General features: G+C 58.3%; 14 protein-coding genes. 4 read left to right on the forward strand and 10 right to left on the reverse strand.

Going from position 1 to position 23,534, the window contains the following annotated elements; all coding sequences use genetic code 11:
* Window positions 1-17: 17 nt before the first annotated feature.
* From I6F37_RS02715 to rfbC, 8 genes are all read right to left on the reverse strand, one after another.
* A complete protein-coding gene (locus tag I6F37_RS02715) occupies window positions 18-1,445 on the reverse strand; it encodes an HlyD family type I secretion periplasmic adaptor subunit (RefSeq protein WP_225150197.1) in 1,428 nt (475 codons plus the stop codon).
* On the reverse strand, window positions 1,442-3,661 hold the full coding sequence (locus tag I6F37_RS02720; RefSeq protein ID WP_225150199.1) for a peptidase domain-containing ABC transporter: 2,220 nt from the start codon (window positions 3,659-3,661) through the stop codon (window positions 1,442-1,444). The genes I6F37_RS02715 and I6F37_RS02720 overlap by 4 nt, the downstream gene beginning before the upstream one ends.
* Window positions 3,639-3,959 carry a hypothetical protein gene (locus I6F37_RS02725; RefSeq protein WP_036013607.1) on the reverse strand — a complete coding sequence of 107 codons (321 nt, stop codon included), beginning with the start codon at window positions 3,957-3,959 and terminating at the stop codon, window positions 3,639-3,641. Before I6F37_RS02725 ends, I6F37_RS02720 begins: the two co-directional genes overlap by 23 nt.
* An 11-nt stretch (window positions 3,960-3,970) precedes the next feature.
* Window positions 3,971-10,510: a DUF4082 domain-containing protein gene (locus I6F37_RS02730; RefSeq protein WP_225125003.1), complete on the reverse strand. Its 6,540-nt coding sequence runs from the start codon at window positions 10,508-10,510 to the stop codon at window positions 3,971-3,973.
* 471 nt (window positions 10,511-10,981) lie between these two features.
* Window positions 10,982-11,869, reverse strand: a complete 888-nt coding sequence (gene rfbA / locus I6F37_RS02735; RefSeq protein ID WP_036013583.1) for a glucose-1-phosphate thymidylyltransferase RfbA — start codon at window positions 11,867-11,869, stop codon at window positions 10,982-10,984.
* Window positions 11,778-12,767: a dTDP-4-dehydrorhamnose reductase gene (gene rfbD / locus I6F37_RS02740; RefSeq protein ID WP_225125001.1), complete on the reverse strand. Its 990-nt coding sequence runs from the start codon at window positions 12,765-12,767 to the stop codon at window positions 11,778-11,780. The genes rfbA and rfbD overlap by 92 nt, the downstream gene beginning before the upstream one ends.
* Before the next feature lie 7 nt (window positions 12,768-12,774).
* Window positions 12,775-13,833 carry a dTDP-glucose 4,6-dehydratase gene (gene rfbB, locus I6F37_RS02745; protein ID WP_036013580.1) on the reverse strand — a complete coding sequence of 353 codons (1,059 nt, stop codon included), beginning with the start codon at window positions 13,831-13,833 and terminating at the stop codon, window positions 12,775-12,777.
* 13 nt (window positions 13,834-13,846) lie between these two features.
* Window positions 13,847-14,404 (reverse strand): dTDP-4-dehydrorhamnose 3,5-epimerase, encoded by a 558-nt coding sequence (gene rfbC, locus I6F37_RS02750; protein WP_036013577.1) that lies wholly within the window; start codon window positions 14,402-14,404, stop codon window positions 13,847-13,849.
* A 355-nt stretch (window positions 14,405-14,759) separates the two neighbouring features.
* Here rfbC and I6F37_RS02755 point away from each other — a divergent pair, with 355 nt between their 5' ends.
* The 3 genes from I6F37_RS02755 to I6F37_RS02765 all read left to right on the forward strand — a co-directional run bounded on the left by I6F37_RS02755 (window position 14,760) and on the right by I6F37_RS02765 (window position 20,804).
* Window positions 14,760-17,096: an AAA family ATPase gene (locus tag I6F37_RS02755; RefSeq protein ID WP_225150581.1), complete on the forward strand. Its 2,337-nt coding sequence runs from the start codon at window positions 14,760-14,762 to the stop codon at window positions 17,094-17,096.
* Window positions 17,097-17,174: 78 nt separating this feature from the next.
* On the forward strand, window positions 17,175-19,187 hold the full coding sequence (locus tag I6F37_RS02760) for a hypothetical protein (RefSeq protein WP_036013574.1): 2,013 nt from the start codon (window positions 17,175-17,177) through the stop codon (window positions 19,185-19,187).
* A 147-nt stretch (window positions 19,188-19,334) separates the two neighbouring features.
* A complete protein-coding gene (locus tag I6F37_RS02765) occupies window positions 19,335-20,804 on the forward strand; it encodes an exopolysaccharide biosynthesis polyprenyl glycosylphosphotransferase (RefSeq protein WP_225150201.1) in 1,470 nt (489 codons plus the stop codon).
* Between the two features lie 62 nt (window positions 20,805-20,866).
* Here I6F37_RS02765 and I6F37_RS02770 read toward each other — a convergent pair whose 3' ends face one another.
* The gene (locus I6F37_RS02770; protein WP_036013596.1) at window positions 20,867-21,235 is read right to left on the reverse strand and encodes an H-NS family nucleoid-associated regulatory protein; all 369 of its coding nucleotides are present in this window, start codon (window positions 21,233-21,235) and stop codon (window positions 20,867-20,869) included.
* Between the two features lie 716 nt (window positions 21,236-21,951).
* On the opposite strand from I6F37_RS02770, the gene I6F37_RS02775 reads away from it, so the two are divergent.
* Window positions 21,952-22,338 (forward strand): H-NS family nucleoid-associated regulatory protein, encoded by a 387-nt coding sequence (locus I6F37_RS02775; RefSeq protein WP_081493007.1) that lies wholly within the window; start codon window positions 21,952-21,954, stop codon window positions 22,336-22,338.
* A 146-nt stretch (window positions 22,339-22,484) separates the two neighbouring features.
* Here I6F37_RS02775 and I6F37_RS02780 read toward each other — a convergent pair whose 3' ends face one another.
* Window positions 22,485-23,513: a nucleotidyltransferase family protein gene (locus I6F37_RS02780; protein WP_051057144.1), complete on the reverse strand. Its 1,029-nt coding sequence runs from the start codon at window positions 23,511-23,513 to the stop codon at window positions 22,485-22,487.
* Window positions 23,514-23,534 lie beyond the last annotated feature (21 nt).

Consider the following 23,534-nt stretch of genomic DNA (forward strand, 5'->3'; position numbering starts at 1 on the left):
CGCCCTCCCAAGTCGGATTAATATTCCCGGATGCTTTCATCCAATCCGCGCAGCAATGGATAGAGGAAATAGGAGATCACGGTGCGCTTCCCGACCTTCAATTCGGCCGTCACCGCCATCCCCGGAATCAGTTGAATGCGCTCCGCGGGCAGCCGAAGGTGCGTGTCCGACAAATCGACCAGTACGCGATAATAGGGAGCTGGCGCGCGGCGCGCACCTTCGGCCTTCGTATCCGGGGAGAACGTATCCTGACTGATGACGCGGACTTCTCCCGTTGCAGTTCCATACTTCTGGAAGGGAAACGCTTCGAACTTGATCCGAACCGACTGTCCGAGCGCCACCTGACCGATATCCCGCCCCTCGACGTTGACCTCCGCCTGAAGCGGCACGTCGCGCGGAACCAGAACAAACAACGTTTCGGCCTCGCGAACCACCGAGCCGACTGTCCGGTTCGCGATATCCAGCACCACGGCATCTGCCGGCGCCTGCAGGATGATCAACTGTCGACGAAGCTCGGCCTTCTTCAATTCCTCTGCCGCGCTATTGCGCTTCGGCAGCGTCTCCACCAGTTCCTGATAGGTGGTGCGACGAAACTCCTCGGCGAACACTTTCTGATCAGCGCGGGCCTTTTCGAGCCGATGGGTACTATCGGCGATACTGCCGCGAACACGCGCCAGATTGCTTTCGACCTCGAGCCGAGCATCGCGAGACAGCAGGAAGTTCAGCCTCGAACCGACCTCCTTATCCATCAGCGTGGTCCGCATCGTTTCAATCGAACGCATCGTGTCGAGCCGTTGAAGGAGAACCGCCTCTTCATTCTGTGCCGTCTTGAGATTGGCTTGCGCGGATGCGATCTGTGCGTCGTAGTTCTGAATCTGCGCCTCGTAGGCGGCTCTCCTCTGCAAGAACAACTTGCCTTGCAGGATCTGATCCGCGTTCGTCAGCTCTTTGACGGCATACTCGATTCCGTTCAATTCAGCGCTCAGACGATCGATCGACGCATCGAATCCAGCCACTCTGCCGCGCAGTTGGTCGAAATCCGCCTGCGAAAACGTCGGATCGAGCGTCGCCAGAACGTCGCCGCGGTTGACGCGATCACCGGCCTTGACGTGGATCTCGCGTATGACCGACGTTTCCAACGGCTGCACGACCAGGTTGGGACGCGTCGTGGTAAGTTTTCCCTGCGCCGTGACGATCATCTCGACCTGCGAAACGGAAGCCCAGATGACCACGAAAGCAATTAGTGCAAGTACGCCGTAAAGGATGAAGCGCGCGAGCCACGGTGGCGCTTGCTGCTCGAGTTCGGTCGCATCGGACTGGAACTCGGCGATGACTGGCGCTCGCCTCGGTACTGGCCTGAATAGCTTGCGGCGGCGCTCGACCGATCTGGCCGGAACGAGACCGTTCGGATTCACATCCGCGCGTGATGGACCAGTCTCCCTCATGCAATCTGCTTCATCTGTTGATTCCACAAATGCCTGTAGATAGTGCATTTCGACAGGAGGTGGTCGTGGCGATCCATATCGACGATTCGGCCGCGGTCCATCACCAGGATCTGGCTTGCTTCGGTCAGCATCGACAACCGATGCGAGACGATGATGACGGTACGCCCTGCCGCCAAACGGCGGAGATTGCGCCTGATGATCATTTCGCTTTCGGAATCGAGGGCACTCGTCGCTTCATCGAGAATCAAGATTCGTGGATTGACGATCAGAGCTCTCGCAATCGCGAGCCGCTGCCTCTGCCCGCCGGATAGGTTCGAGGCATCTTCCTCAAGCATGGTGTCGAAGCCACGCGGCAACCGTTCGATGAACTCGTCGGCGCCTGCGAGCTGCGCCGCAGCGACGACCTCGGCAAAGGTGGCATCGCGTTTCACGCAGGCGATATTCTCGCGAACCGTCCCGCGAAACAGGAAATTATCTTGCAGAACGATTCCAAGGTTTCGGCGCAGATGCGCGAGGTCTAACTCCCTCGAGTCATATCCGTCGATGCGCAGCAGGCCCTGCTGCACCGGATACATGCCCGAAATCAACCTTGTGAGAGTCGTCTTGCCGGAGCCACTCCGTCCCACGATCCCGAAGATCGATCCTGGCTCGACGGTGAAGGAGACATCATCAAGCGCCGGCGATCCCTCGGGTCCGTAGCGAAACGAGACACCTTCGAACTCGATTTTTCCGGCAAGGTCAGGCCGTAGCCCATCTTTCCGACCGTCGCGCTCAGGCTTCTGGTTCATCACCTCGCCGAGCATTTTCACGGCAAGAGCTACTTCCTGGTACTCGTGCACCATGGTCACGAGTTGGACCAGGGGTCCGGAGACCCTACCGGCCAACATGTTGAAGGCGACCAACGCGCCGATTGTCATTTGGCCGGCGAAGACATCGAGTGCTCCGATGGAGATGATTCCGAGCGTCATGATCTTCTCGAGAAATCCGGTGAGCGCCTGCGCGCCTGCCGAGATCTTCTCGACACCGAATCGCATCGTCACGGACTGCGCGCAGCGGCTATCCCAAACCCTGCTCTGCGCTGGCTCCATCCCAAGCGATTTCACGGTGCGCATGCCGTGAACCGTTTCGACGAGGAGAGCCTGCCGCGCACCTTCCGCTTGGTATAGATCGTACAGTCGTCGCCGAAATGGACCCATGAGCAGGCCGACGACGGCGCCGCTCGCGGCGGTGAAGGCCAGGACGATCAACGTCAATCTGACGCTATAAAGCGCAAGGACAGGCAGGAAGACGAATAGCGAAAGCGCATCGAGGGTCGTCAGAAACAAGCGCCCGGTCAGAAACTCACGGATCCTCGCCGCCTGCTGCATGTGTTTGACCAGGACCCCCGCCGCCATATGCTCGAAAAACGTGACCGGCAGCCCGAGGAGATGACCGAACGTCTTCGTAGCAACGCGAATGTCGACCCTGTTGGTCGCATATAGCAGCAAGTAGCGCCGCAGAAAGCCGAATATCGCGTCAAAGACGAGCGCTACGGCCGCTCCTGCCGCGAGTACGTAAAGGGTGGTGAAGCTCTCGTGAACCAAAACCTTGTCGATGACGAGCTGGAAGAATATCGGGACGACGAGGCCCAACCCATAGAGCAGGATGGCGGCAATGGCGACGTCCCTGAACAACCGCCATTGAAGAAGCAGTTCCGGCACGAACCACCGAAGGCCGAAACTCCTCCCACCATCCTGCGTCAATTGCGCTCGCTTGATCAGGATCGTTTCACCGGCCCACTGGGCACAGAATCGGTCGCGGTCGACGACCAAGACTTCGTGCTTGCGATCGGCAAGAGGGTCGAAGATGTTGACGACCTCGGTGCCGTCAGCTCGCCGTCCCGCACCAAGGACAACGATCCAGTTGCCATTGGCGAGCCTCACCAGCGCTGGATAGGCCTCTCCGAGACGGATCAGCGCGCCCCAATCCAGCTTCGTGCTCCTCGCGCGCAGCCCTGCATCCTTCGCCATGCGCAACAAGAGATTCAACGAGAGCGGGCCGGCCACCGCATAGGCGTGCTTCAAGCGCTCGACCGGCAGATCTATGCCATGGTGACCGGAAGCCTTGGACAGGCATTCCAATGCAGTCTGCGTTGACAATCCGGGCGCGGGCGCGTCCACAACCTGGTCCTTCGCGCCGCCAGCAGCGTCGATTTCAGCGGAAATTCGAAGAGACATTCAGAGACCGTGTGTTGGGCGCGAGCGCATCACGTACTCCCGACGCACCATTGTGCGATTCAGCTGGCTGATTCCGCCGGACCACGCCCGCATCAACCAGGCCCTGAAGCGCCTTTTGCATCACGTCGACCGAATTGGCGAAGGCTTCGACCGAAAAGATCAGCCGTTGGGAAAACACGCGTTTCGGGGCGTTGTTGGCGTCACGCTCTGTCGGTGAAAGACTGACCAGATCGATGCGGACGATGGTTCCGCTCACGGTAATTTCTTCGATTCCATCGGTATAAAGTTCGGCGTGCATCTTTACGTCTCCTATGCTGCTAGCTGCGGTCTGAAAACAACATCTACGCCATAGCTCGTTGAGTTGTAGGTGTTGGTCGGGAATAGGCTATCTGTCCCGTATGCAAACACACCGTTCCCGCTTATCGATCCCGAGGATGGGGCCGTCAGAGGTCCGTTGGTAATTGCGTTGGCGAGCAGGCCTGGATCGGCTGCGTAGTTCCCGGCAGTGTGATAGGAGGCTATGTATGTGGTTTCCGGCATGATCGTCACGGGCGTCGCGAAATTGACCTGCTGCCAGCCGTCCGCCGTCTCGTTGGTAAAGGCCGCAGTTGCCAGCAACGTCCCTGTGCTGCTCCAAAGATCTGCAACGTGAGCGCCCGTGTTGGTTGGCCCCTTGTAGAAGCGAATGCCGATGATATCGCCCGGTGTCGAGGTCTGGAATTTGAGGCCCAGCTCCACAGACCTAGGATCATTGGCCGCCACAATGCTAGGCTCATGACTTGCGCTAAACAGGCGCACAGTCGTTGAAGACGCAGCATTCACGTCGAGGGCGACGGATGCGCTGGCGGAGCCACCTTGGCCATCGGAGATGCTGTAGTTGAACGATGCCGGCCCCGTGTAACCGGTCGTCGGTGTGAAGATCACACTGTTACTTTGGGCGTTGTAACTGGCGACACCGTTCACACCACCGCTCGCGCCCGTGATCGTAAGCGTATTGCCGTCCGGATCGGTATCGTTGGAAAGCAGTGCCGAGGCCGGGATCCCGAAAGGCACGTTCTGCGTGGCGTCGAAGCCGCTGTCGTTCGCGGCGACGGGTGACCGGTTGGGGCCGCCGCTCGAGCTGTTGAACACGACATCAACCCAGTAATTGCTCGCGTTATAGGTATTGGTCGGGAGCAAATTGCTCGTTCCATAGGTGTAGAGGCCGTTGATGTTCGCGGGAGCCGTGAGCGGCCCATTGGTGCGAGCGGCGGTGAAGTAGCTGGTGGTGGAGGCGTAGTGGCCGTTGCTATGATAGCTTGCGACGTAGGTGGTGCCGGCTGTGATGGACACCGGATTGCTGAACGTGACTGTCTGCCAACCGCTGCTGCTCTCGTTCGTGAAAGTCGCGGTCGCCAGCAGCGCGCCGGTGCTGCTCCACAACGAGCCCGTATGGGTTCCGGGATCATTCGCGCTCTTGTAGTATTTGATTCCGGTAATCGTGCCTGCCACGGACGACGTGAATTGCATTCCGAGGTTGACTTGGGAAGTGTCAGACCCCGATCGGATCGCCGGAGTATCGGTGGTAGAGAATAGGCTCACGGTCGAAGGAACCGCCGAAACTGCGATATTGAATGTCTCGCTGCTCGTGAGGTTACCGAGATCGGCAGCGGACACCGTGACGCTGAACGTGCCAACGTCCGCGGACGTCGGCGTGCCGGTAAAGGTTCGGGTCGATGGAGTGAACGTGAGCCAGGCCGGAAGCCCTGAACTACCAGCGGTTGCGCTGTAGGTGAGCGAGTCGCCGGCATCGACATCGGTAAAGGTGCCGGCGGGTAGCGTTAGCGAAAACGCCGAGCCAACGGTCGCGGCCTGGTTGCCGGTCTGAATTGCCAGGACCGGCACGTCGTTGGAGCCGTGAATGGTGACAGAAAGGGTTGCCGACGACGCCGCGCCCGCGGCGTCGCGCATCGTATAGCTGAAGACGTCGTTCAGCGTATCAGTCGACTGCCGCAAGGCCTGCACGGCTTGATCGTTCTCGTTCACCGTGTAGGTGAAAGCCCCCGAGGCATTGAGCAAGAGCGTGCCGTGCGCGCCCGCGAGAGGCGTCTGGAACGTCCCGCTGGTCGTGCCAAAGCTGAATGCAGTGACGGTCTTGGTGTCGCCAGAATCGGGATCGGTGTCGTTGGCCAGTATGTTGCCGGTGGCGGGTGAACCGCCAGCGCTGTTGTTGGCGCCGCCCTTCTCCGTAGCATTCGCAGAGTCAGCAACAGCGGTGGGGGACGTATTGTTGGCGGCGGAGGATCCGTTGAAGACGACGTCGACCCAATAGTTCGAGGATCTATAGCTGTTCGTCGGGAACGCGCTTCCGGATCCGTAGGCATAAACTCCGTTAGCGCCCGCCGGAGCTGTCAATTGGCCGTTGGCAAGCGACGTCGCGAAATAGTTCTGGGTGCCGGAGTAATTGCCGTTGGTGTGATAGGACGCGACATAGGTGGTGCCTGCCGTGATCGCGACCGGGGTGGAGAAGCTGACCTGTTGCCAGCCGCTGGCTGTCTCGTTCGTGAACGTCGCGGTTGCAAGCAGGGTTCCGGTCGAGCTCCAGAGATCCGCAATATGGGGACCCGTATTCAACGATCCCTTGTAGAAGCGCAGGCCGGTTATTGTCCCGTTCACCGATGCGGTGAACTTGACTCCGACTTCGACGGGGCTGGTATCGCCGGAATTGGGGACGCTTGGCGCATCATTGGTGCCGAACAGGCTCTGCGCCGAGGCCGGATAGTTGACCTTGAGCGACACCTGGCCGGACCCGCTCTGGCCGCTGGTGTCCGTGATCGTGTAGGTGAAGCTCGCCGCGCCGGCATAGCCAGCGGTGGGCGTGAAAGTCACGGTCTGGTTCTGCGAATTGTAGCTTACGCTGCCATTGGAAGCGTTGCTGACGCCGGTAATCGAGAAAGCCAATCCGGACGCGTTGGTGTCGTTCGCGAGCAGCGTTGCAGCTGCAATATTCAGCACCCCATTCTGGCTAACTGTGAAGCCGCTGTCCGCATTGGCTTGGGGCGCACTGGCTGCGGCGGATCCGTTGAAGACGACGTCGACCCAGTAGTTGGAGGATTTAAAGCTATTCGTCGGGAACGCGCTTCCAGATCCATAGGCATAGACCCCGTTGGCGCCAGCCGGTGCCGTCAACTGGCCATTGGCAAGCGACGTCGCGAAATAGTTCTGGGTACCGGAATAATTGCCGTTGGTGTGATAGGACGCGACGTACGTGGTCCCTGCCGTGATCGCGACCGGGGTGGAGAAATTGACCTGCTGCCAGCCGGAGGCGGTCTCGTTCGTGAACGTCGCGGTTGCAAGCAGGGTTCCGGTCGAGCTCCAGAGATCCGCAATATGGGGACCCGTATTCAACGATCCCTTGTAGAAGCGCAGGCCGGTTATTGTCCCGTTCACCGATGCGGTGAACTTAACTCCGACTTCGACGGGGCTGGTATCGCCGGAATTGGGGACGCTTGGCGCATCATTGGTGCCGAACAGGCTCTGCGCCGAGGCCGGATAGTTGACCTTGAGCGACACCTGGCCGGACCCGCTCTGGCCGCTGGTGTCCGTGATCGTGTAGGTGAAGCTCGCCGCGCCGGCATAGCCAGCGGTGGGCGTGAAGGTCACGGTCTGGTTCTGCGAATTGTAGCTTACGCTGCCATTGGAAGCGTTGCTGACGCCGGTGATCGAGAAAGCCAATCCGGATGCGTTGGTGTCGTTCGCGAGCAGAGTTGCAGCTGCAATATTCAGCACCCCATTCTGGCTAACTGTGAAGCCGCTGTCCGCATTGGCTTGGGGCGAGGTTGAGCCTGAATCGTTGAAGACAACGTCCACCCAGTAATTTGCGGCCTTGATATTGGAGGCGTTGCTGGGGAAGACCGGGCTACTGCCATAGGCATAGACGCCGTTGAGGCTGTTTCCGGGGGCGGTGAGCGCGCCTTTGGTAACGCCGTCATAGTCGATGAAGTAGTAGTCCGTCGAGGAATAGTGGCCGGTGTTCGTGTGATAGGAAGCAACATACGTGACACCCGCCTGCACATTGACAGGCGTTGCGAAATCAACCTGCTGCCATCCACTCGCCGTTTCGTTGCTAAACGTGGCGCTCGCAAGCAGCGTCCCGTTGGAGCTCCAGAGGTCACCGATGTGGGTGCCGGTATTATCAGACGCCTTGTAGAAACGAATGCCGGTGATCTTGCCCGACACTGCGGGGATGAATTTGACGCCGACCTCAACTGCGCCGGAATCACTGCTCGAGATCACCGCAGGCGTGTCGGTCGGACTGAAGAGCGTCAGGTTGGAAGACGGCGTAACCGTGTAGGTCGTGCCCGCACCAGGTGTTTCCAGATTCAGGCTGTCGTCGACCGCCCTGGTCTTGAGACGATATGTCCCCTGCGCGCCTGTAACGAACGTATATGACCACGTGACATTCGCCGCGCCGACATTGCTATTCGCTGGATGCCAGCTCGTTCCACCATCCGTGGAAATTTCGACGCCGGCAATCTTTCCACCCGCATCAGTGGCCGCCCCCGTCACCGTAACCGATTGCCCCTCGACAACGCTGGCGGCGGAGAGATTGGCGATACTAGAAGTCGGCGCCGTAATGTCGGTCGACCGAATCGCGGCCGTCAGGTTTGCCTGCAGCGTCCCCGGCTGAACGCCCATGTCGGCGAAAAGGTTAACCATCGCCTGCTGGACATTAGGATCTACCGGGGTCGCTGGTCCGTCGTGGTCGCTAGCAAGCCCCCACGGCCAGTTGATTGAACCGGCCGAGAATATCAGTGCGCCGCTGACGGGATCCCGATGCAAGACCAGATTGTGGGTCGCCGTGCCTGCTCCGAACGTGTTGCCATAGTCAAGCAGATACTTTCCGTCCACATTGATCGTCGAAGATGAGACGCTGATCAATCCAGCCGGGCGAAATCCGTTGTCAGGCGCAATATCCCACTCAACGCCTAACAGGCCCGGCACGAGCGAGGCTGTCTGCCCGGGTGAGGTTTGCGCGACGGTCGTATTGCGCCAGAAGCGCAATTGAGTCATGGGGTACGGTATCGTGATCGTATCGTAGCGAAACGCGTTGACCGCGAACAATGTACCGGTCAGCTGATTCGATGGAAGAGGCGCCCCGAACCGCGGGTCGGAGAAGTTTCCGGTTGCCTGTCCTGACGGATCAATCAGCGCATTTGCGTGCGTGTCCTTGTAGCTAATCAGCGTACGATTGGCTGTCCCGCTGCCGTCGATGCTAGGCGCTAACCTCGTTTTCCAAAAGATCTCGTTGGCTGTGAGAAACGCAAGGTTCACGCCGGCGTGCGCTGCGGCCTCGACGTTGGCGCGCTGAGCTTCGGTCCAATACTCGTCATGCCCCGCGTCCATAAAGACTTTATGATTGAGCAATAACGAGCCGTTCGTCGCAGCATCTATTCCAGAAATGTAAGAGACATCGTACCCGTTCTGCTCGAGCCAATAGATAGCGGCAATCTCGGCCGTGAACGGGGAGTCTCCTCCTTCAGAGAAGGTACCGGTGCCGTCACGCGTTACAAGGGGCCGATTGTAGCTGACGGCGTAGGCCGATCCATTGATTCCCGGGCCGTTCCCGAAATACAGGTTGGCCCCGCCCCAACCATTATAGGCTTGCCAGTCTTGATCACTTGTCTGCAGGACGATATCGCTGTGCGAAGCGTCATCCCTTATGATGAATGGAATCTGGAAAATTTCGGTGCCGTTGATAACGTTGGCGATGTAGACGCCCGAGGTCGCGTCGGTCGGCACGTTCCAGGAATCGGTTACGCTCCAGTTGCCTGCATCTACCAGACCGGTCGAAACATCTCTTATTGGAGCAGGTTGAACGATCGCGGCTGCAGACTGATGTTGCAGGCTCGTGATCAGTCTGGCACCGTTGCCACCGTAGTAGCCCAGCCGGTAAACATCGACGCGGTAATTCGGGTTGCCGGTCAGGTTGTTGATCTTGAATTGGACCGTTCCCCCGACGTTGGTGCTGATTGCTGTCGCAAACCCCTGGGTCAGAGTCGAGTTGTCGCCCGGCTGGATCGCCCAAACGCTTCTCGGCGTGCCTGGCTTCTGATTTTCGAGTACAATGGGGTTCGCGGGCGGATCGGAGACGATGGTGCCTCCCTGCCCGTCGCTCTTGAACTTCCAGTTCAGGTCCATCCCCGAGAACAGCAAGGTGACATTGGCCGCACCGTTGCTGAAATCGACCGTACTGATATTTGAGGTGGTATCGTAGTGGACGCTCGCCGACATCGACGATGTGAAGGTTAGATCCTTCAGGTCGATCAAATTCCCGGGAGAAAGCGATCCTCCCGGCCACGGACCTGTGATCAACCCATCGAAGTTGGCCGAGTCCTCGAGGACAAGCGTGCCAGCTTCCGTGTCAAACGATACGGTTATGCCGGAGAACGATCCATCCAAGAGCTGGCCCGAAACGGAACCTCCGATCTCCATGATCGTTTGGTCGCCGATCTCGAACGACCCAGTGCCGCTGACGTCACCCTTAAAGGCGCCGGTCGCAATGCGATTGCCAAGGAACGCCGCAACTTCGACAGTCCCGTTGTTCAGCACATCGCCCTCGACGATAAACGGCGAGCCAGCCCCCAGCAAAAGCGTCGTACCTTCACCGAGGACCAGGCTCCCAATGTCAACACTGGCCGAGCTCGTGACGACATACGTTCCTGCTGCATCTAGGAAAGCTGCATCGGTGATCCCCGGAAGCCCGGCGCTCCAGTTGGTTGCGACATTCCAGGCTCCGTCAGTCGGGTGAGCCCAGTGAGTGGCGGCAGCGGTGGCAGCCCATTGTGACGTCGGCGTCGCGCTTGCCACAGATGCAGTCGCTGGCGTCAAGCCTTGACCGCTCGTCAAAGACGTCGAAGACAGCAGCGTAGACAATCGCGAGTGGGAAGGTGCGGCGAAGAGACGGGGCGGAACGCGGAGCAAGTCCGACAAATGACCCGCGCTGGCACGAGACGTCCGTTCGAAGAACCAGGCTTCACCGACGCGGGCGGGCAGAGTGGACGGCTCGCTTATTGGCTGATTGAGAGGCGGCGGAGCCGACGGGCCAAGCGGGTCGTAGCTAGCGAAAGCCTTCCAGAACGTTGATTCCTGCCAAGGGGCTGGAATATCTTCCCCCCAGCTGACGGGTCTAGTTCCACAGCTGTAGACACTCGCCTTTCGAATCAGCATGAGCATACCGATTAAATAATAATCGCCTCTAATATTTTAATTGCGTTTTAAACCACGGTCAATTCAATGCACTTTATATTTAACATTGTTTTTGATATCGGTTGAGTAGCGCTAATGCGAGAGAAACTGCGGCAGACGCATGATTTCGCTCAGATATTTGCCATAGCCGCTCTTCTCGAGCGGTTGCGCCAGCGCCAGAAGTTGATCGCGATCAATGAAGCCGAGTCTGAACGCGACCTCCTCCAGACACGCAATCTTCATTCCCTGCCGCTTTTCCAGGGTCTGGACGAACGTCCCTGCATCGATGAGAGATTCGACCGTGCCGGTATCCAGCCACGCAAATCCCCGCCCCATGCGCTCGACGTGCAGCGCATTGGCCGAAAGATAACGCATCTGAAGATCGGTAATCTCGAGCTCGCCGCGCGACGATGGCTCGACGCGGCGAGCGTAGCGGACCACGCGATTGTCGAAGAAATAAAGTCCTGTGATTGCCCAGTTCGAAGCCGGCCGTTTGGGTTTCTCTTCGATCGACACGGGGCGGTCCGCTTCATCAAACGCGACCACGCCGTATCGTTCTGGGTCTCGCACGTGATAGGCAAAGACAGTTGCGCCTTCCGGGCGACCTGCCGCCCTGGCAAGCAACTCACTCAGGCCATCGCCGAAGAAAATATTATCCCCAAGCACCATCGCCACGCGATCGCCACCGATGAAATCGGCCCCGACAATGAACGCGTCCGCGAGACCGGCGGGTCGGGCTTGCTCCGCGTAGCTGAGCCGGATGCCCCATTGGCTTCCGTCGCCCAGCAATCGCTCGAACTGACACCGATCCGAAGGCGTGGTGATGATCAAGATTTCGCGGATCCCTGCCAACATCAGCGTCGACAGCGGATAATAGATCATCGGCTTGTCATAGATCGGGAGCAACTGTTTGCTGACCACGCGCGTGATCGGATATAGACGCGTTCCGCTGCCGCCAGCCAGCACGATTCCCTTCAGCATCGGCGTCTCCTTCTCCGACCAACTGGTCCAGACAAGCTTGGAGTGAATGGCGCCAAGGCGCCAAGCGGATCCCGAACACGCGTTCGGCCTTGGATGAGTCCAGACGCGAGTTCAGAGGCCGGCGCGCAGCGGTCGGAAACTCCTCAGTCGTGATCGCCTCGAGCGCCCGAATCCGCGCTCCACGACGGGAACACTCGTGGAAGATTGCCTGCGCAAAATCGTACCAGCTTGCCTCGCCTTGGCCACCGAGATGAAAGATGCCGGCCGTGGCCCTGCGATCGTCCGTTAGTGATCGTTGAGCGATCCGAAGGACGGCTTCTGCGAGGTCGAAAGCGTAAGTCGGGTTACCATGTTGGTCGCTGACAACCCTTACGACCTGCTGCGTCTCGCATAGCCGCAGCATCGTTCGGACGAAGTTGCTGCCATAGGGACTGTAAAGCCAGGAGCATCTGATCACGGTCGCGAGCGGGTGCGCTGCCAATACGGCAGCCTCCCCGGCAAGCTTGGATGCACCGTAGACGTTCAACGGCGCTGGAATGTCGCTTTCTTCGTACGCATCGGGTTTCGCACCGTCGAATACGTAGTCGGTCGAGAGATGGATGAGCGGAATGTTCATTTGCCACGCGACATCCGCCAGCGCGGCCGCGCCATCGCGATTGATGCTGAAGGCCCTCGCCGCTTCAGATTCGGCCTGATCTACCGCCGTATAGGCGGCCGTGTTGACGATCGCAGACGGCCCGATCGACGCAATGAGCTTGTCGATCCCTTCCCGGTTCTCTAGATCGAGTTCTGGGCGCCCGAGAGCGACCGCAGGCAAACCGCGCGTTGTGGCAAGATCACGAAGGCACATCGCCAGCTGCCCATTCCGTCCGGCAAAGAGGATTGGTCGATCTGTCATCTCCACCTCAGTTTTGGGCGGCCAGAAGACCCAGACGCGAGCCGTCATAGACGCCGCTGCGAGCACGTTCCCACCAGGCGCGGTTCTTGAGATACCATCCGACGGTTTCGAACAGACCCTGTTCGAAGGTTCTGGTCGGTTTCCAGCCGAGCTCGCGATGTGCTTTCGATGCGTCGACTGCATAGCGGGCATCATGCCCGGGACGATCTGGCACGAACGCAATGAGAGAGCGTCTGCACTCGGCGCCCGGAGATATGCGATCCACAACGTCACAGATCCGGGTGACGACCTCCAGGTTGGATCGCTGGGCATCTCCGCCGAAATTGTACTTCTCGCCGGGCCTTCCTTCGTGCAAAAGGCTTATCAAGCCCGCGGCATGATCATCGACGTGAAGCCAGTCGCGGATATTCCTTCCGTCGCCATAGACCGGCAGAGGTTTCCGATCGATCGCATTGAGGATCGTCAGCGGGATGAGCTTTTCCGGAAACTGATACGGCCCGTAGTTGTTGCAGCAGTTCGACACGATCACGGGCAGGCCGTAGGTTCGAAACCACGCGAGCGCGAGGTGGTCCGAGGCGGCCTTGCTCGCCGAGTAGGGCGAGCTCGGTCTATAGGGCGTATCCTCGCGAAACAAGTCGTCTGGTCCCAATGAGCCGTAGACTTCGTCCGTCGAGACATGGATGAATCGGAAGTGCTTCCGCCTCGCGGCCGGTTGACGTTCGTAGTAGGCTCTGGCCGCCTCCAAGAGCGTGTAGGTGCCAACCACATTGGTATTGACGAAGGCTTGAGATCCGTCGATCGAGCGGTCGACGTGGCTTTCCGCGGCCAGATGTATGACTGCATCCGGCTCGTAGTCGGCGAACGCAAAATCCATAGTCTCCCGATCGCAAATGTCGGATTTCAGGAACACATAAGTCTCCAGCCTCTCGATGCTCGCGAGTGACGTCAGGTTGGCTGCGTAAGTCAACTTGTCGATGTTGATCACTGCGGCACCCGCCTGGAGCACCAAACGGCGACAGACCGCAGAACCGATAAAGCCCGCTCCGCCGGTCACCAAGATGCGCATACTACCGCCTCCACTAGTCGAAAACGCAACCGAGCTGGCTGAGCGTAGGAAGAGTCTGGTCCTTGCGCGACAATTGGGCCTCCGAGGGCGTAACGGGCCAATCGATCTCTAATGTTGGATCCGCCCAATAGACTCCGCCATCATGACTCGGGGCATATATCTGGTCGACTTTGTATAAGACGACGGTCTTGGGTTGAAGCGTACAGAAGCCGTGCGCGAATCCCTTCGGAATGAACACCTGCTCACCGCCTTCACTATCCAACCGGATCGCGATGTGCTTGCCGAAGCTGGGCGATGAACGCCGAAGGTCAACTGCAATATCGAGAATCGCCCCGCTCAATACCCGTATCAACTTCGCCTGGGCGAAGGGCGGCCGCTGGAAGTGCAAGCCGCGCACCGTGCCAATCCGATCCGAGCTGGACTGATTGTCTTGAACAAAGTCATGCAGAATTCCCTTCTCTGCAAACGCTGAGCGCTGGAAGGTCTCAGAGAAGTAGCCGCGGGCGTCGGAAAACCGATCTGTGCGAATGACTTTGACATCTGGGATCGCCAAGGATCGCAGTTCCAACATTGGGTACCCTTCTGCCCGAGCTCAATTCAGATCCAGCTTCGATAAGGCGGACCATAATTCCCGTCGAGATTAATTTTCCAGCCTCACAATCCACCACGACAACGGTCGCATGATTTTCGCGGAAGCCAATAGACCAGCTGCAAGTCACGGAAACATCTTGGAATTCGCAAAACGCCTCTTTAAGAAAAACCGCCGCGCCCGCATTTTTCATCCTCGCCTCGATTAATATATTGTTTATTTAATTTGGCAAGCCGGTTTTTATAAGATATATAATTTTTCGATGTCTCGCAGATCGCTTTAAATGCCGCCTGCAGGCGGGCAGCCCCAACGTGACCAATCGTCGGACAGGTAAGTGATGCTTCAGAACAATCTTCAACATGCGGAGAGAATGCGGCTGCCGGTGAACGGACCGGCTCCCCCCGCGCAGACAGACGGCGGAGGGATCACCGACGTCATCAATTTCGGTATCGGGCTGCTACGGCGCCAGTATCTCGTGATCCTTGTTACCGCCGTTCTCGCCACCGCGGCCAGCCTGCTCTATCTCCGGCTGGCTTCTCCGACCTATACCGCGCAGGTTCAGATCCTGTTGGCCAATCCAAGGCCTCAATTCGTCCAGCAGCAATCACTCCTCGCCGAGCCGGCTTTCGATCTCAGTCAAATCGAGACCCAGCTTCAACTCCTGAGATCAAAGGCGGCTGCGGTTGCCGTAATCGACCAGTTGAAACTGGCCGACGATCCGGACTTTAGTGCGTCCGGCCTCTCTTTGCAGGCGCTCTCGCAACGAATTTGGTCATGGGTCTCGACTGGATCGAAGAAGGATGTGCCACTCGAGACGAATGGCGAACCATCGGACACTCTCGTAGACGCGTTCCTCAGTCGGCTTTCCGCTAAACGTGTCGGGTACAGCCACGTCATTGAGATCAGCTTCAGCTCGAGCAACGCAGCCCGAGCCGCGGAGATCGTCAATGCGGTAGCGAGTACCTATGTTGCAGACCAGCTCAATGCAAAATTTGACGCCAATCGCAAGGCAACGAGCTGGCTGCAGGAAAGGTTGCGCGATCTCGGCGACCAAGCCCTCGCCGCGCAGCGCGCCGTCGACGTCTACAAGGCCCAGAACAACATCGTTTCCCTGGATGGAAAGCCCATCGATGAGCAACAGATTACGGAGATCAACAACCGATTGGCCGCCGCACGTACTCAAACATCTGAGGCCACGGCCAAGCTGTCTCGCTATGAAGCTCTCCTTGCCGTTGATCCGAAAAAGCCGTCCTCGATGGACAACCTCGATGCTATCGGGGCCGACGCGCTGAACAGCCAGATCATTACGGGGCTGCGCCAGCAATATCTGGAGCTCACCAGACGTGAGGCCGAGTTGGCGGCTAGGGTCGGCCGCGACCACTTGGCGGTCGTCAATGTCCGGAACCGCGCGCGGGAGTTCCGCGTCTCAATTTTCGACGAGGTCAGGAGGCTTGCCGAGGTCAGCCGAAGCGAATTCGAGCTTGCCAAGCAGCGCCAGGAGGAGATCGAGAAGCAATTATCCAAAGCCGTTTCGCAGTCTCGTTCGGTCAATTCTGCTGAGCTGACCATCAAGGACTTGGAAAGCAGAGCAAAGGGCCTACGCAGCTTGTACGAGACCTTCCTCCAGCGTTACATGGGCTCCGCACAGCAGGAGACGTTTCCCACCTCGGATACGCGGGTAGTCTTTCCTGCTTCGCCGCCGACGAGCAAGAGCAAGCCAAAGACAAGGTTGATCCTGGCGTTTGGCATTCTCGGCGGTCTCGCGCTGGGCATCGGCTTGGCGCTCCTCAGAGACCTCATGGACCGCGTCTTTCGGACCTCTTCACAGGTGGAAACCGTACTGGAGTTGCCTTGTCTATCTTTGGTCCCGTTGTTGCCGGCCCGCAAATCTCCCAAACCACCAATCCGCCTTCAGAAGACCGATGATGATGTTCAGCGACGGATAGCCTCGTCTCCAACCGCAATTCATCAGACCGTGGTCGGGATGCCACTATCTCGATATACGGAGGCCATTCGTTCCATCAAGCTAGCGATCGACCACAACCCGGCGAAAATCTCTTCCCAGGTCGTCGGCATTACCTCTGCGTTACCGAATGAGGGGAAGACCACGATTGCAGCCTCGCTCGCACAGTTGATCGGGCACACCGGCAAAAGAGCTATCATCGTCGATTGCGACCTCAGGAATCCGTCACTAACCGGCATCTTCGCGCCCAAGGCGGCCTGCGGGATCATCGAAGTAGCAAACGGTAGCCGGTCGCTCGCCGAAGCTGTCTGGAGGGACCCGACGACCAATCTTGCATTTCTGCCCGCCGTGCGTCGCGGACCTTTGCTCCACACCAGCGAAATTCTTTGCGCGGACTCGATAAGCAAACTCTTCGACCGTTTACGAGCCGAGTATGACTACATCATCGTCGACCTTCCGCCCTTGACGCCGTTGGTGGATGTTCGAGCCACTTCATCCCTGATTGACTGCTACATTCTCGTTGTTGAATGGGGCCGGACCAAGATTGATGTCGTGCAACACGCACTGCACACGGCACCAAACGTTCACGAATCTCTGATTGGGGCAGTTCTCAGCAAGACCGATACCAAGGCGATGGCTCGATATGACGGTCATCGGAGCTACTATTACCATGATAGCCATTACATCCGTTATGGTCTTTCTGGCTCTTGAGGCTCGCTCATAGCGGCCTGCCCCTTTAGCTGGCCTGAGGGACCAGCGGAGTGACCGCACAACACCACGGGTGTTCACATGATGATCCGGCTTGTCATATTGGCCGAGTTGGTGGCGATTGCCGCGGCGCTTGCAATGCCAGAAAGCCTGCAGGCCTGGGTATTGATATCGGTGGTACTCGCAACAGCGGCGCTAACGGTCGCGATCTTTCTACCTCCCTCCTCCCTCGGGCTTGCTAAACTGCTCCGTCCTAGTCTCGTCGTTGTACTCGCGGCTCCGGCGCTCTGGATGGCTTTGCAGGCGGTGCCGATGCCGATTGGCAAACTCGGCAATCCCATTTGGGCTACTGCATCGGCGACCTTAAACGAGCCCCTCGCCGAAAAAATCACAGTCGACACCACGGCGACCATGTTCTCGCTCGTGCAGTATTGCGCCGTGCTTGCTGCAGGTCTCACTGCAGCAGTCATCGCGCTTGACCGACATCGCGCAGCGCGACTGCTACATATTCTGCTGTCGATAGCCACAATCGTTACCGCCTTGTGGTTCGGCAGGGAAATAACCGGTGTGGCTGGGCCCGATGGCTCAACCGTCGCGGTGCTCGGTGTGTTGCTCTCCTGCGCAACGGCAATTCGTGCGGTCGATCAAATACTCCGACGCAGTCGGCCAGGAACAATTGCGCTAGGCCCTCTCCCTGCGTTGTCCGTCGCGACCATCGCATTGATTGTCTGTATGGCGGCGCTGCTCATTCGGGGCAACTCAACTGCACTCGTCTCGGCCCTCCTCGGCTCAGAAATCTTGCTCTCGGTGTTCGCGGTTCGCAGGTGGTTCCCGGGATTGTGGGGTACCGCTGGCGTCCTTGCGACTGCCACGATTGTCTTCATTGCCACGGCTACGGTCATTCCCTTCAGAACGAACACCGATCTGACGATCGTCTTGTCAATGAGCAGTCAGGCCGCGACAGAACGGATGCTGCAGGACGTCGCGCCGGCAGGATCCGGTGCGGGTGCTTCGACGGTACTTTTGCCGATTTATCAGGACGCCGGAGTTGGCGACTCGCCGGAAAGACCAACCGCCGCCGCCACGATCGTTATAGACATGGGGTGGGCTTTTCTCTGCGCGGTCGTGGTTGCTGCCTTGCTCTGCGCTTCTGTGCTGATCAGACGTGCTCTGTCGCGTGCTTACGATTACGTCTTCCCAGCGCTGGGCGCCGGTGCATTGATTGCAGTGACGATACTCGCGTTTTCCGATCATGGTATTCTGGGTTTAGGAGCATCGCTTCTGGTCGCTGCGCTTTTTGGGCTGGCGTTCGGTCAAAGCCTCTCCGACGCAGGACGTGACGCCATATCTTCTGAGCCGAAAGCGACGTCTGACCAAATTGCAGTTCAAGCACCTGCGCCTCGCCGAACGTTGACCCCAACGGTAGTCGCCATTTGGCCCCGCGTTAGCCTGATGGTACTTGGTATTGTGCTGATCGTGGAGGCAGCGTGGATGGCCCTTCCTGAGCGGTATCTCGGTGCAAGATCGTCTTTGCCGGCAGTTCTGTCGACTGCAGCAGCAGGGCCGAGCGCGATGTCGAAGACGATTTCCCTTGCGGCAGCGCGCAAAGATTTGTTGATCCGAGGGGAATCAACATTCAACCGGGATTCAGCTCTGGCTGCCGACGAACAAAGGACAGCTCCTCCCATGACTTCGGACGAGTTTGCCCGTGCATTGCGCTCTTCGCCACTCCGCGGCGACATTTGGCTCTTGCTCGCGGCGACGTCGAAGCACAGTTCGCCCCAGCCCAACACGGCAGCGATGCTCAGAATGTCATACTATACTGCGCCGAATGATTTGGACCTGCTTCCGTTGCGCGTATCGGTCGCACTCGCCGCAGATGTCATGGTGCGGGAGCCCGACCTGCGGGAATTGATCAAACGGGACGTCAGCCTCGTCGTTAGGCATCGCCCTGCCCTCAAGCCAGCCCTTGTGACCGCGTACCGGTCAGCCTCGGCTGATGGTAAGATCTATTTCGAAGGCCTGATTTCGGAACTCGATCCGACGTTCCTCGACCAGGTGCACGCGCAGAGTTCGCAAAGGGGTTCTCGATAACCTCAAGAGCCGCGCCTCAGCCCACGCCACGATCGCAGATCGGCGACAAAGGGGCGCACGCCATTAAATTTGCGGAACCCGGGTTTTTGCTTGATAAGCGCGATTAATTAATAAATAATTAAATATTAAATCGCAGAGCCCCGGCACATGAATTTCGTGAACCGACATTTCCCCGATCGGGAGGTTACGGATCGCCTCAGTCCCGAACCGACGGTATTCCGCGAGCCCAAATGGCCCCTCCGTTATGACGCGATCGAGCACGTGGTGCTCGGTGCTGATGTTGCGACTATTCTGTTCGCCAGTCTCGTCTCTACATTGCTTTACCAAGCTCAGTATGGGCAAGCCGCGGCCAACTTGGTCAACGCCCTTGGCTTGGCGCTGGTTAGCGCAGCTTGTCTCGTTTGCCTGCTGAAGACCTACGGCCTTTATCAGCCGGTTGAGCTCCTCGTCCTCCGAAACCAGATGCGCGCGGTCTGTTTAGCTTGGATGTCTTCAGTACTTTTCATCTTGGCGGTGTACGGCTTCGCAATTCGCCCGGAGACCTCTCAGCACCCAGGCCTGCTCTTCGCGGTCTTGGGCCTGAGCTTACTTTTGGGCGAACGGTGGGGAGTCAAGGTGCTTCTCGGAAGGGCCCTGAGCGGCAGGAGGTTCGCCACTACAAACATTGTTCTGATCAGCGATCAACCATTGGCGAAGAACGTGGGATTGTCCGAGACCTTGTCGATGCACGGGTATCTCGTCAAGAAACGGTTCAGCTTGCCTCCGTTAGGCTTCGGTCCTGCCTGCCGAAGGCGGCTCACGACGCGCGTCATCGACTACATCCGCACTTGCCATCTTGACCAGGTGGTGGTGGAAGCTGAACCGGAGCGATGGCCCGAACTGCGAGCCTTTGTTGCCGATCTGCGCGTTTTGCCCTTCCCGATTATATTCGTGCCCGTTGGCACGACATCCGAATTGCTTCGACATCCCAAGCGGAGTCTTGGAAGCGCCGTTTGTGTAGAGCTCCAGCGTGGCCCCCTCACACCGCTGGAGTGCGCGATCAAGCGGACGATTGACGTTATCGGTGCGGGCCTCGCATTGGTGATGCTCGCCCCGCTGCTTGCGCTCACCGCGGTGGCGATCAAGTTAGATTCCCCGGGCCCTGTATTCTTTCGGCAGCAACGCTGTGGCTTTAACGGCCGAATCTTCTTGATCCGTAAATTCCGGACCATGCGTGTGCTCGAGGACGGGCCCGTAATCCTTCAGGCCAACCGCGCCGATCGACGCGTTACCCGCGTCGGCAAATGGCTGCGCCGAATGAGCTTCGATGAATTGCCGCAACTGCTAAACGTTCTGGATGGCAGCATGTCGCTCGTGGGCCCGCGCCCTCACGCGGTGGCTCACGACAGTGAATTTGACAAGCTTGTGCGAAACTACGCGCTTCGGCACCGGGTCAGGCCGGGATTGACTGGCTGGGCTCAAGTCCATGGCTGCCGGGGCGCCACTCCCACAGCAGTCATGGTCGAAACACGTGTCCAATATGATCTCTGGTACATCGACAACTGGAGTCTTGGGTTGGATCTCGCAATCCTCCTGCGAACTCCGGTAGAGGTCTTGCGAGGGCGCAATGCCTACTAGAGCACAGATCATGCGAGTAGCGCCTCTTATTGGCCCTTACACTCCCGCCAATTACCGATTAGTCACGCGCGCTGGCGAAGCTTCGGACTTGCTTCGCCAATGCGAAACTCTTCAATTCTCCGGCCAGACTTCATTGCGGCAACCAACCAGCGCGGCCGCTTACCACGTCCCGACCAGGTCTCGGCCGTCTGCGGATTCCGATATTTCGGCAGCACCCGAGGATATTTGCGTCTCGGCTTGCCGGTCGAAGACGCGCCTGCCGGGCTCGAATCCGCCAAAACAGCCATCCCGCCCCCAAGTGCCGCTAAGCGCTTTTCCAGCTCGTTCTTTTCCGCCTTGATCCGGTCAGACAGGATCCCGCTGATTTCCTCATGAAGCGACCAGAGATCGTCAAGGGACATCGCTTCTAACTCAAGTTTCTTAGCCGCCATGATCTCACCGTGTAGTTGCGCCCAACCCAATATTGCCTCTGTCGATATATTAATCAAGACAGAGAGCCCGATTATCCCAGAAGAATGTTTGGAACCGAACTGGAACTCGCGCTCCAGATAACTGGGTCCACGTTAATAATCAAGCCGGGAAAATGAGCGATCCGCACAATTTAACCGCGTACAGGAGATGCGCACATCTATTTGCTTAATCACCGCGCGGGAACTGCTCAAGCCCCATCAGAGATGGCATATGAGCCGATCCCGTCAGGGACCTGCCACGCCGCAGCATTAGATGCTGACGCGCCGGACTGCTTTTGTTAAGCCTCGGTTGGCCTACCGCCTTGCGGCCTCCCCAGAGACGCAAACGGCAGCTAATAATCCCAATATCCTTCAGCGCGCGCCGTCTGAGCTCGATTTGGAAGCTCAGGGCCCGGATATCGGACAACACGGTCGACGGAGCCGCAAACCGGCCGACTGAATCCTGAAGACGTTCAAGAGGATACTCGATCAAACCATGCCTCCTCTACGCATCTTCGCAAGATTCTTTGCCACCAAGATCAATTAATAAAATAATCGTCGCATTAATTATTAAATAATATATAATAGATTTATTGCATGGTCAATTTGAGCACTGATTTGGTCAAACATTCATTTGTCACTCGGACGAAGAATGGCTGGATGACGACGGGTCAGTCGAACGGTGTCGAGAAATGCTAATGCGAAGGCAAGATCTCGAAGCCATGGATTTTGAGGAACTTTGGCTCCTTCACGAGGAGCTGACAAAGATTCTCGCCGAAAAGATCACCGCCGAAAAGCGAGAGCTAGAAAAGCGTCTTGCGCAGCTCAACCAGCCGGATCAACTCGGCGGAGCTGAAAGCGGGGCGACTGAGGCGGGAACAGGCCAGCCGCCTCGTCGCAAATACCCGAAGGTCGTGCCGAAATACTTCAATCCGCTTCAGCCAACAGAGACTTGGTCCGGACGTGGTAAGCAGCCCCGCTGGCTCGTTGCCGCCCTGCAATCGGGCCACACGCTCGAGGAGTTCAAGATCCCCGAGAACGGTGAATCGTCCGAACGGAATGCTGGTGGTCGAGAGCATTCCTAGATGCGCGAAAGTCGGACACACCGCATTGAGCTGGGAATTTCCACCGTGCGTCCCGAGCGGCGAATTCCACCTCGAACAGGCGGCGGATCGAAAACCCGCTTGGCCAACCGACGCCTCAATCGCGAAAGCGATGACGTTCGCTGGCCTTAGACCTTGCCCGCACGAGCTGCGGTCGTCGCGTTCAAAAGAAGTCGTAAGGTGCTAGCTCTTGGCACAGTCCACAATCCCCGTCGGTTCGCCCCTGTTTTTGTCGAGACGATAGTTGCCTCTCTGCGGTAGTTTCTGAAGTCCAGAAGGCTCATCGCCAGGAGAGGCACGCGCGTAGCCGGAAAGCGTGCTTGCATCAACTGACGCATGAACTGCAGGCGAGGAATCAGTCGGGAGCGCAACGCGTGTGGAATATCGACGCCAAGCAGCTCGGCAACGGCGATCAGCTGGGTTTCAACCGCGTTCTTCATCAAGTCGCCCGAGACACGAGAGGTAAGCTTCTCCCAATCGACAGGCTCGGCTGAATGGCTTAGGTCGCGCAATTCAACAAGGTGCCGCAGGTCGAGGTCGCCGAGCCAATAACCATAGTCTTGAAACTGATCATGGATGATCAACATCAGCGCTTGGAAGTTTGGCGTGGGGATATATACGCGCGCCCGTCCGAGCGGCGCAGGAATACAATGGTTCAGCGCATGCCCGAAGTTCTGGTAGAGGTACGCAGGACCTGGAGCTGCCTGCTGCAGGTCGATCGACCCGACATCCTGGGGGCGATTCAGATCGGCATACCATCTATGGCTTTCGGGAGGGGTCTGGTTATGGATATCGTAACCAATTCCAGATAGCGCGGCGACTGCCGTTCTGGCCTCGTCCGGCATGACCATGATATCCAGATCGGACATTATCCGAACACCTCTTCGCGCCTCGGGCGCGGTCGCCAGTGTCGAAGCCCCCTTGAGTAGGACCGGCGTAATGCCATGACCGTTCAGCGCAACGACGGCCTCTTCGAGTTGAGCGACGAGGCGGTTATTGCGCAGCCCGTTTCGGCGGTGGATATGGCGAATATAGGCGCAGACGTCCTCCGGCAGCACCGACGCGAATTTGTCGACAAAGTCGATGAGCGCCGGCGTCGTCAGGGTCTGATTTGCGAGCCCGATGACTGAGGTCCACTCCATGTCGACAGGCGGCATGCCTCGCAAGCAATTGCAGAG

The organism is Bradyrhizobium sp. NBAIM08 (genome assembly GCF_020193935.1).
Classification (GTDB): domain Bacteria; phylum Pseudomonadota; class Alphaproteobacteria; order Rhizobiales; family Xanthobacteraceae; genus Bradyrhizobium; species Bradyrhizobium yuanmingense.

Coding starts and splice junctions, on each gene's coding strand:
- rfbD (WP_225125001.1), bottom strand. CDS start 12,767: ATGACAGATCGACCAATCCTCTTTGCCGGACGGAATGGGCAGCTGGCG.
- I6F37_RS02770 (WP_036013596.1), bottom strand. CDS start 21,235: ATGGCGGCTAAGAAACTTGAGTTAGAAGCGATGTCCCTTGACGATCTC.
- I6F37_RS02755 (WP_225150581.1), top strand. CDS start 14,760: ATGCTTCAGAACAATCTTCAACATGCGGAGAGAATGCGGCTGCCGGTG.
- rfbC (WP_036013577.1), bottom strand. CDS start 14,404: ATGTTGGAACTGCGATCCTTGGCGATCCCAGATGTCAAAGTCATTCGC.
- I6F37_RS02780 (WP_051057144.1), bottom strand. CDS start 23,513: ATGCCGCCTGTCGACATGGAGTGGACCTCAGTCATCGGGCTCGCAAAT.
- rfbB (WP_036013580.1), bottom strand. CDS start 13,833: ATGCGCATCTTGGTGACCGGCGGAGCGGGCTTTATCGGTTCTGCGGTC.
- I6F37_RS02715 (WP_225150197.1), bottom strand. CDS start 1,445: ATGAGGGAGACTGGTCCATCACGCGCGGATGTGAATCCGAACGGTCTC.
- I6F37_RS02725 (WP_036013607.1), bottom strand. CDS start 3,959: ATGCACGCCGAACTTTATACCGATGGAATCGAAGAAATTACCGTGAGC.
- I6F37_RS02720 (WP_225150199.1), bottom strand. CDS start 3,661: ATGTCTCTTCGAATTTCCGCTGAAATCGACGCTGCTGGCGGCGCGAAG.
- I6F37_RS02760 (WP_036013574.1), top strand. CDS start 17,175: ATGATGATCCGGCTTGTCATATTGGCCGAGTTGGTGGCGATTGCCGCG.
- rfbA (WP_036013583.1), bottom strand. CDS start 11,869: ATGCTGAAGGGAATCGTGCTGGCTGGCGGCAGCGGAACGCGTCTATAT.
- I6F37_RS02765 (WP_225150201.1), top strand. CDS start 19,335: ATGAATTTCGTGAACCGACATTTCCCCGATCGGGAGGTTACGGATCGC.
- I6F37_RS02775 (WP_081493007.1), top strand. CDS start 21,952: ATGCGAAGGCAAGATCTCGAAGCCATGGATTTTGAGGAACTTTGGCTC.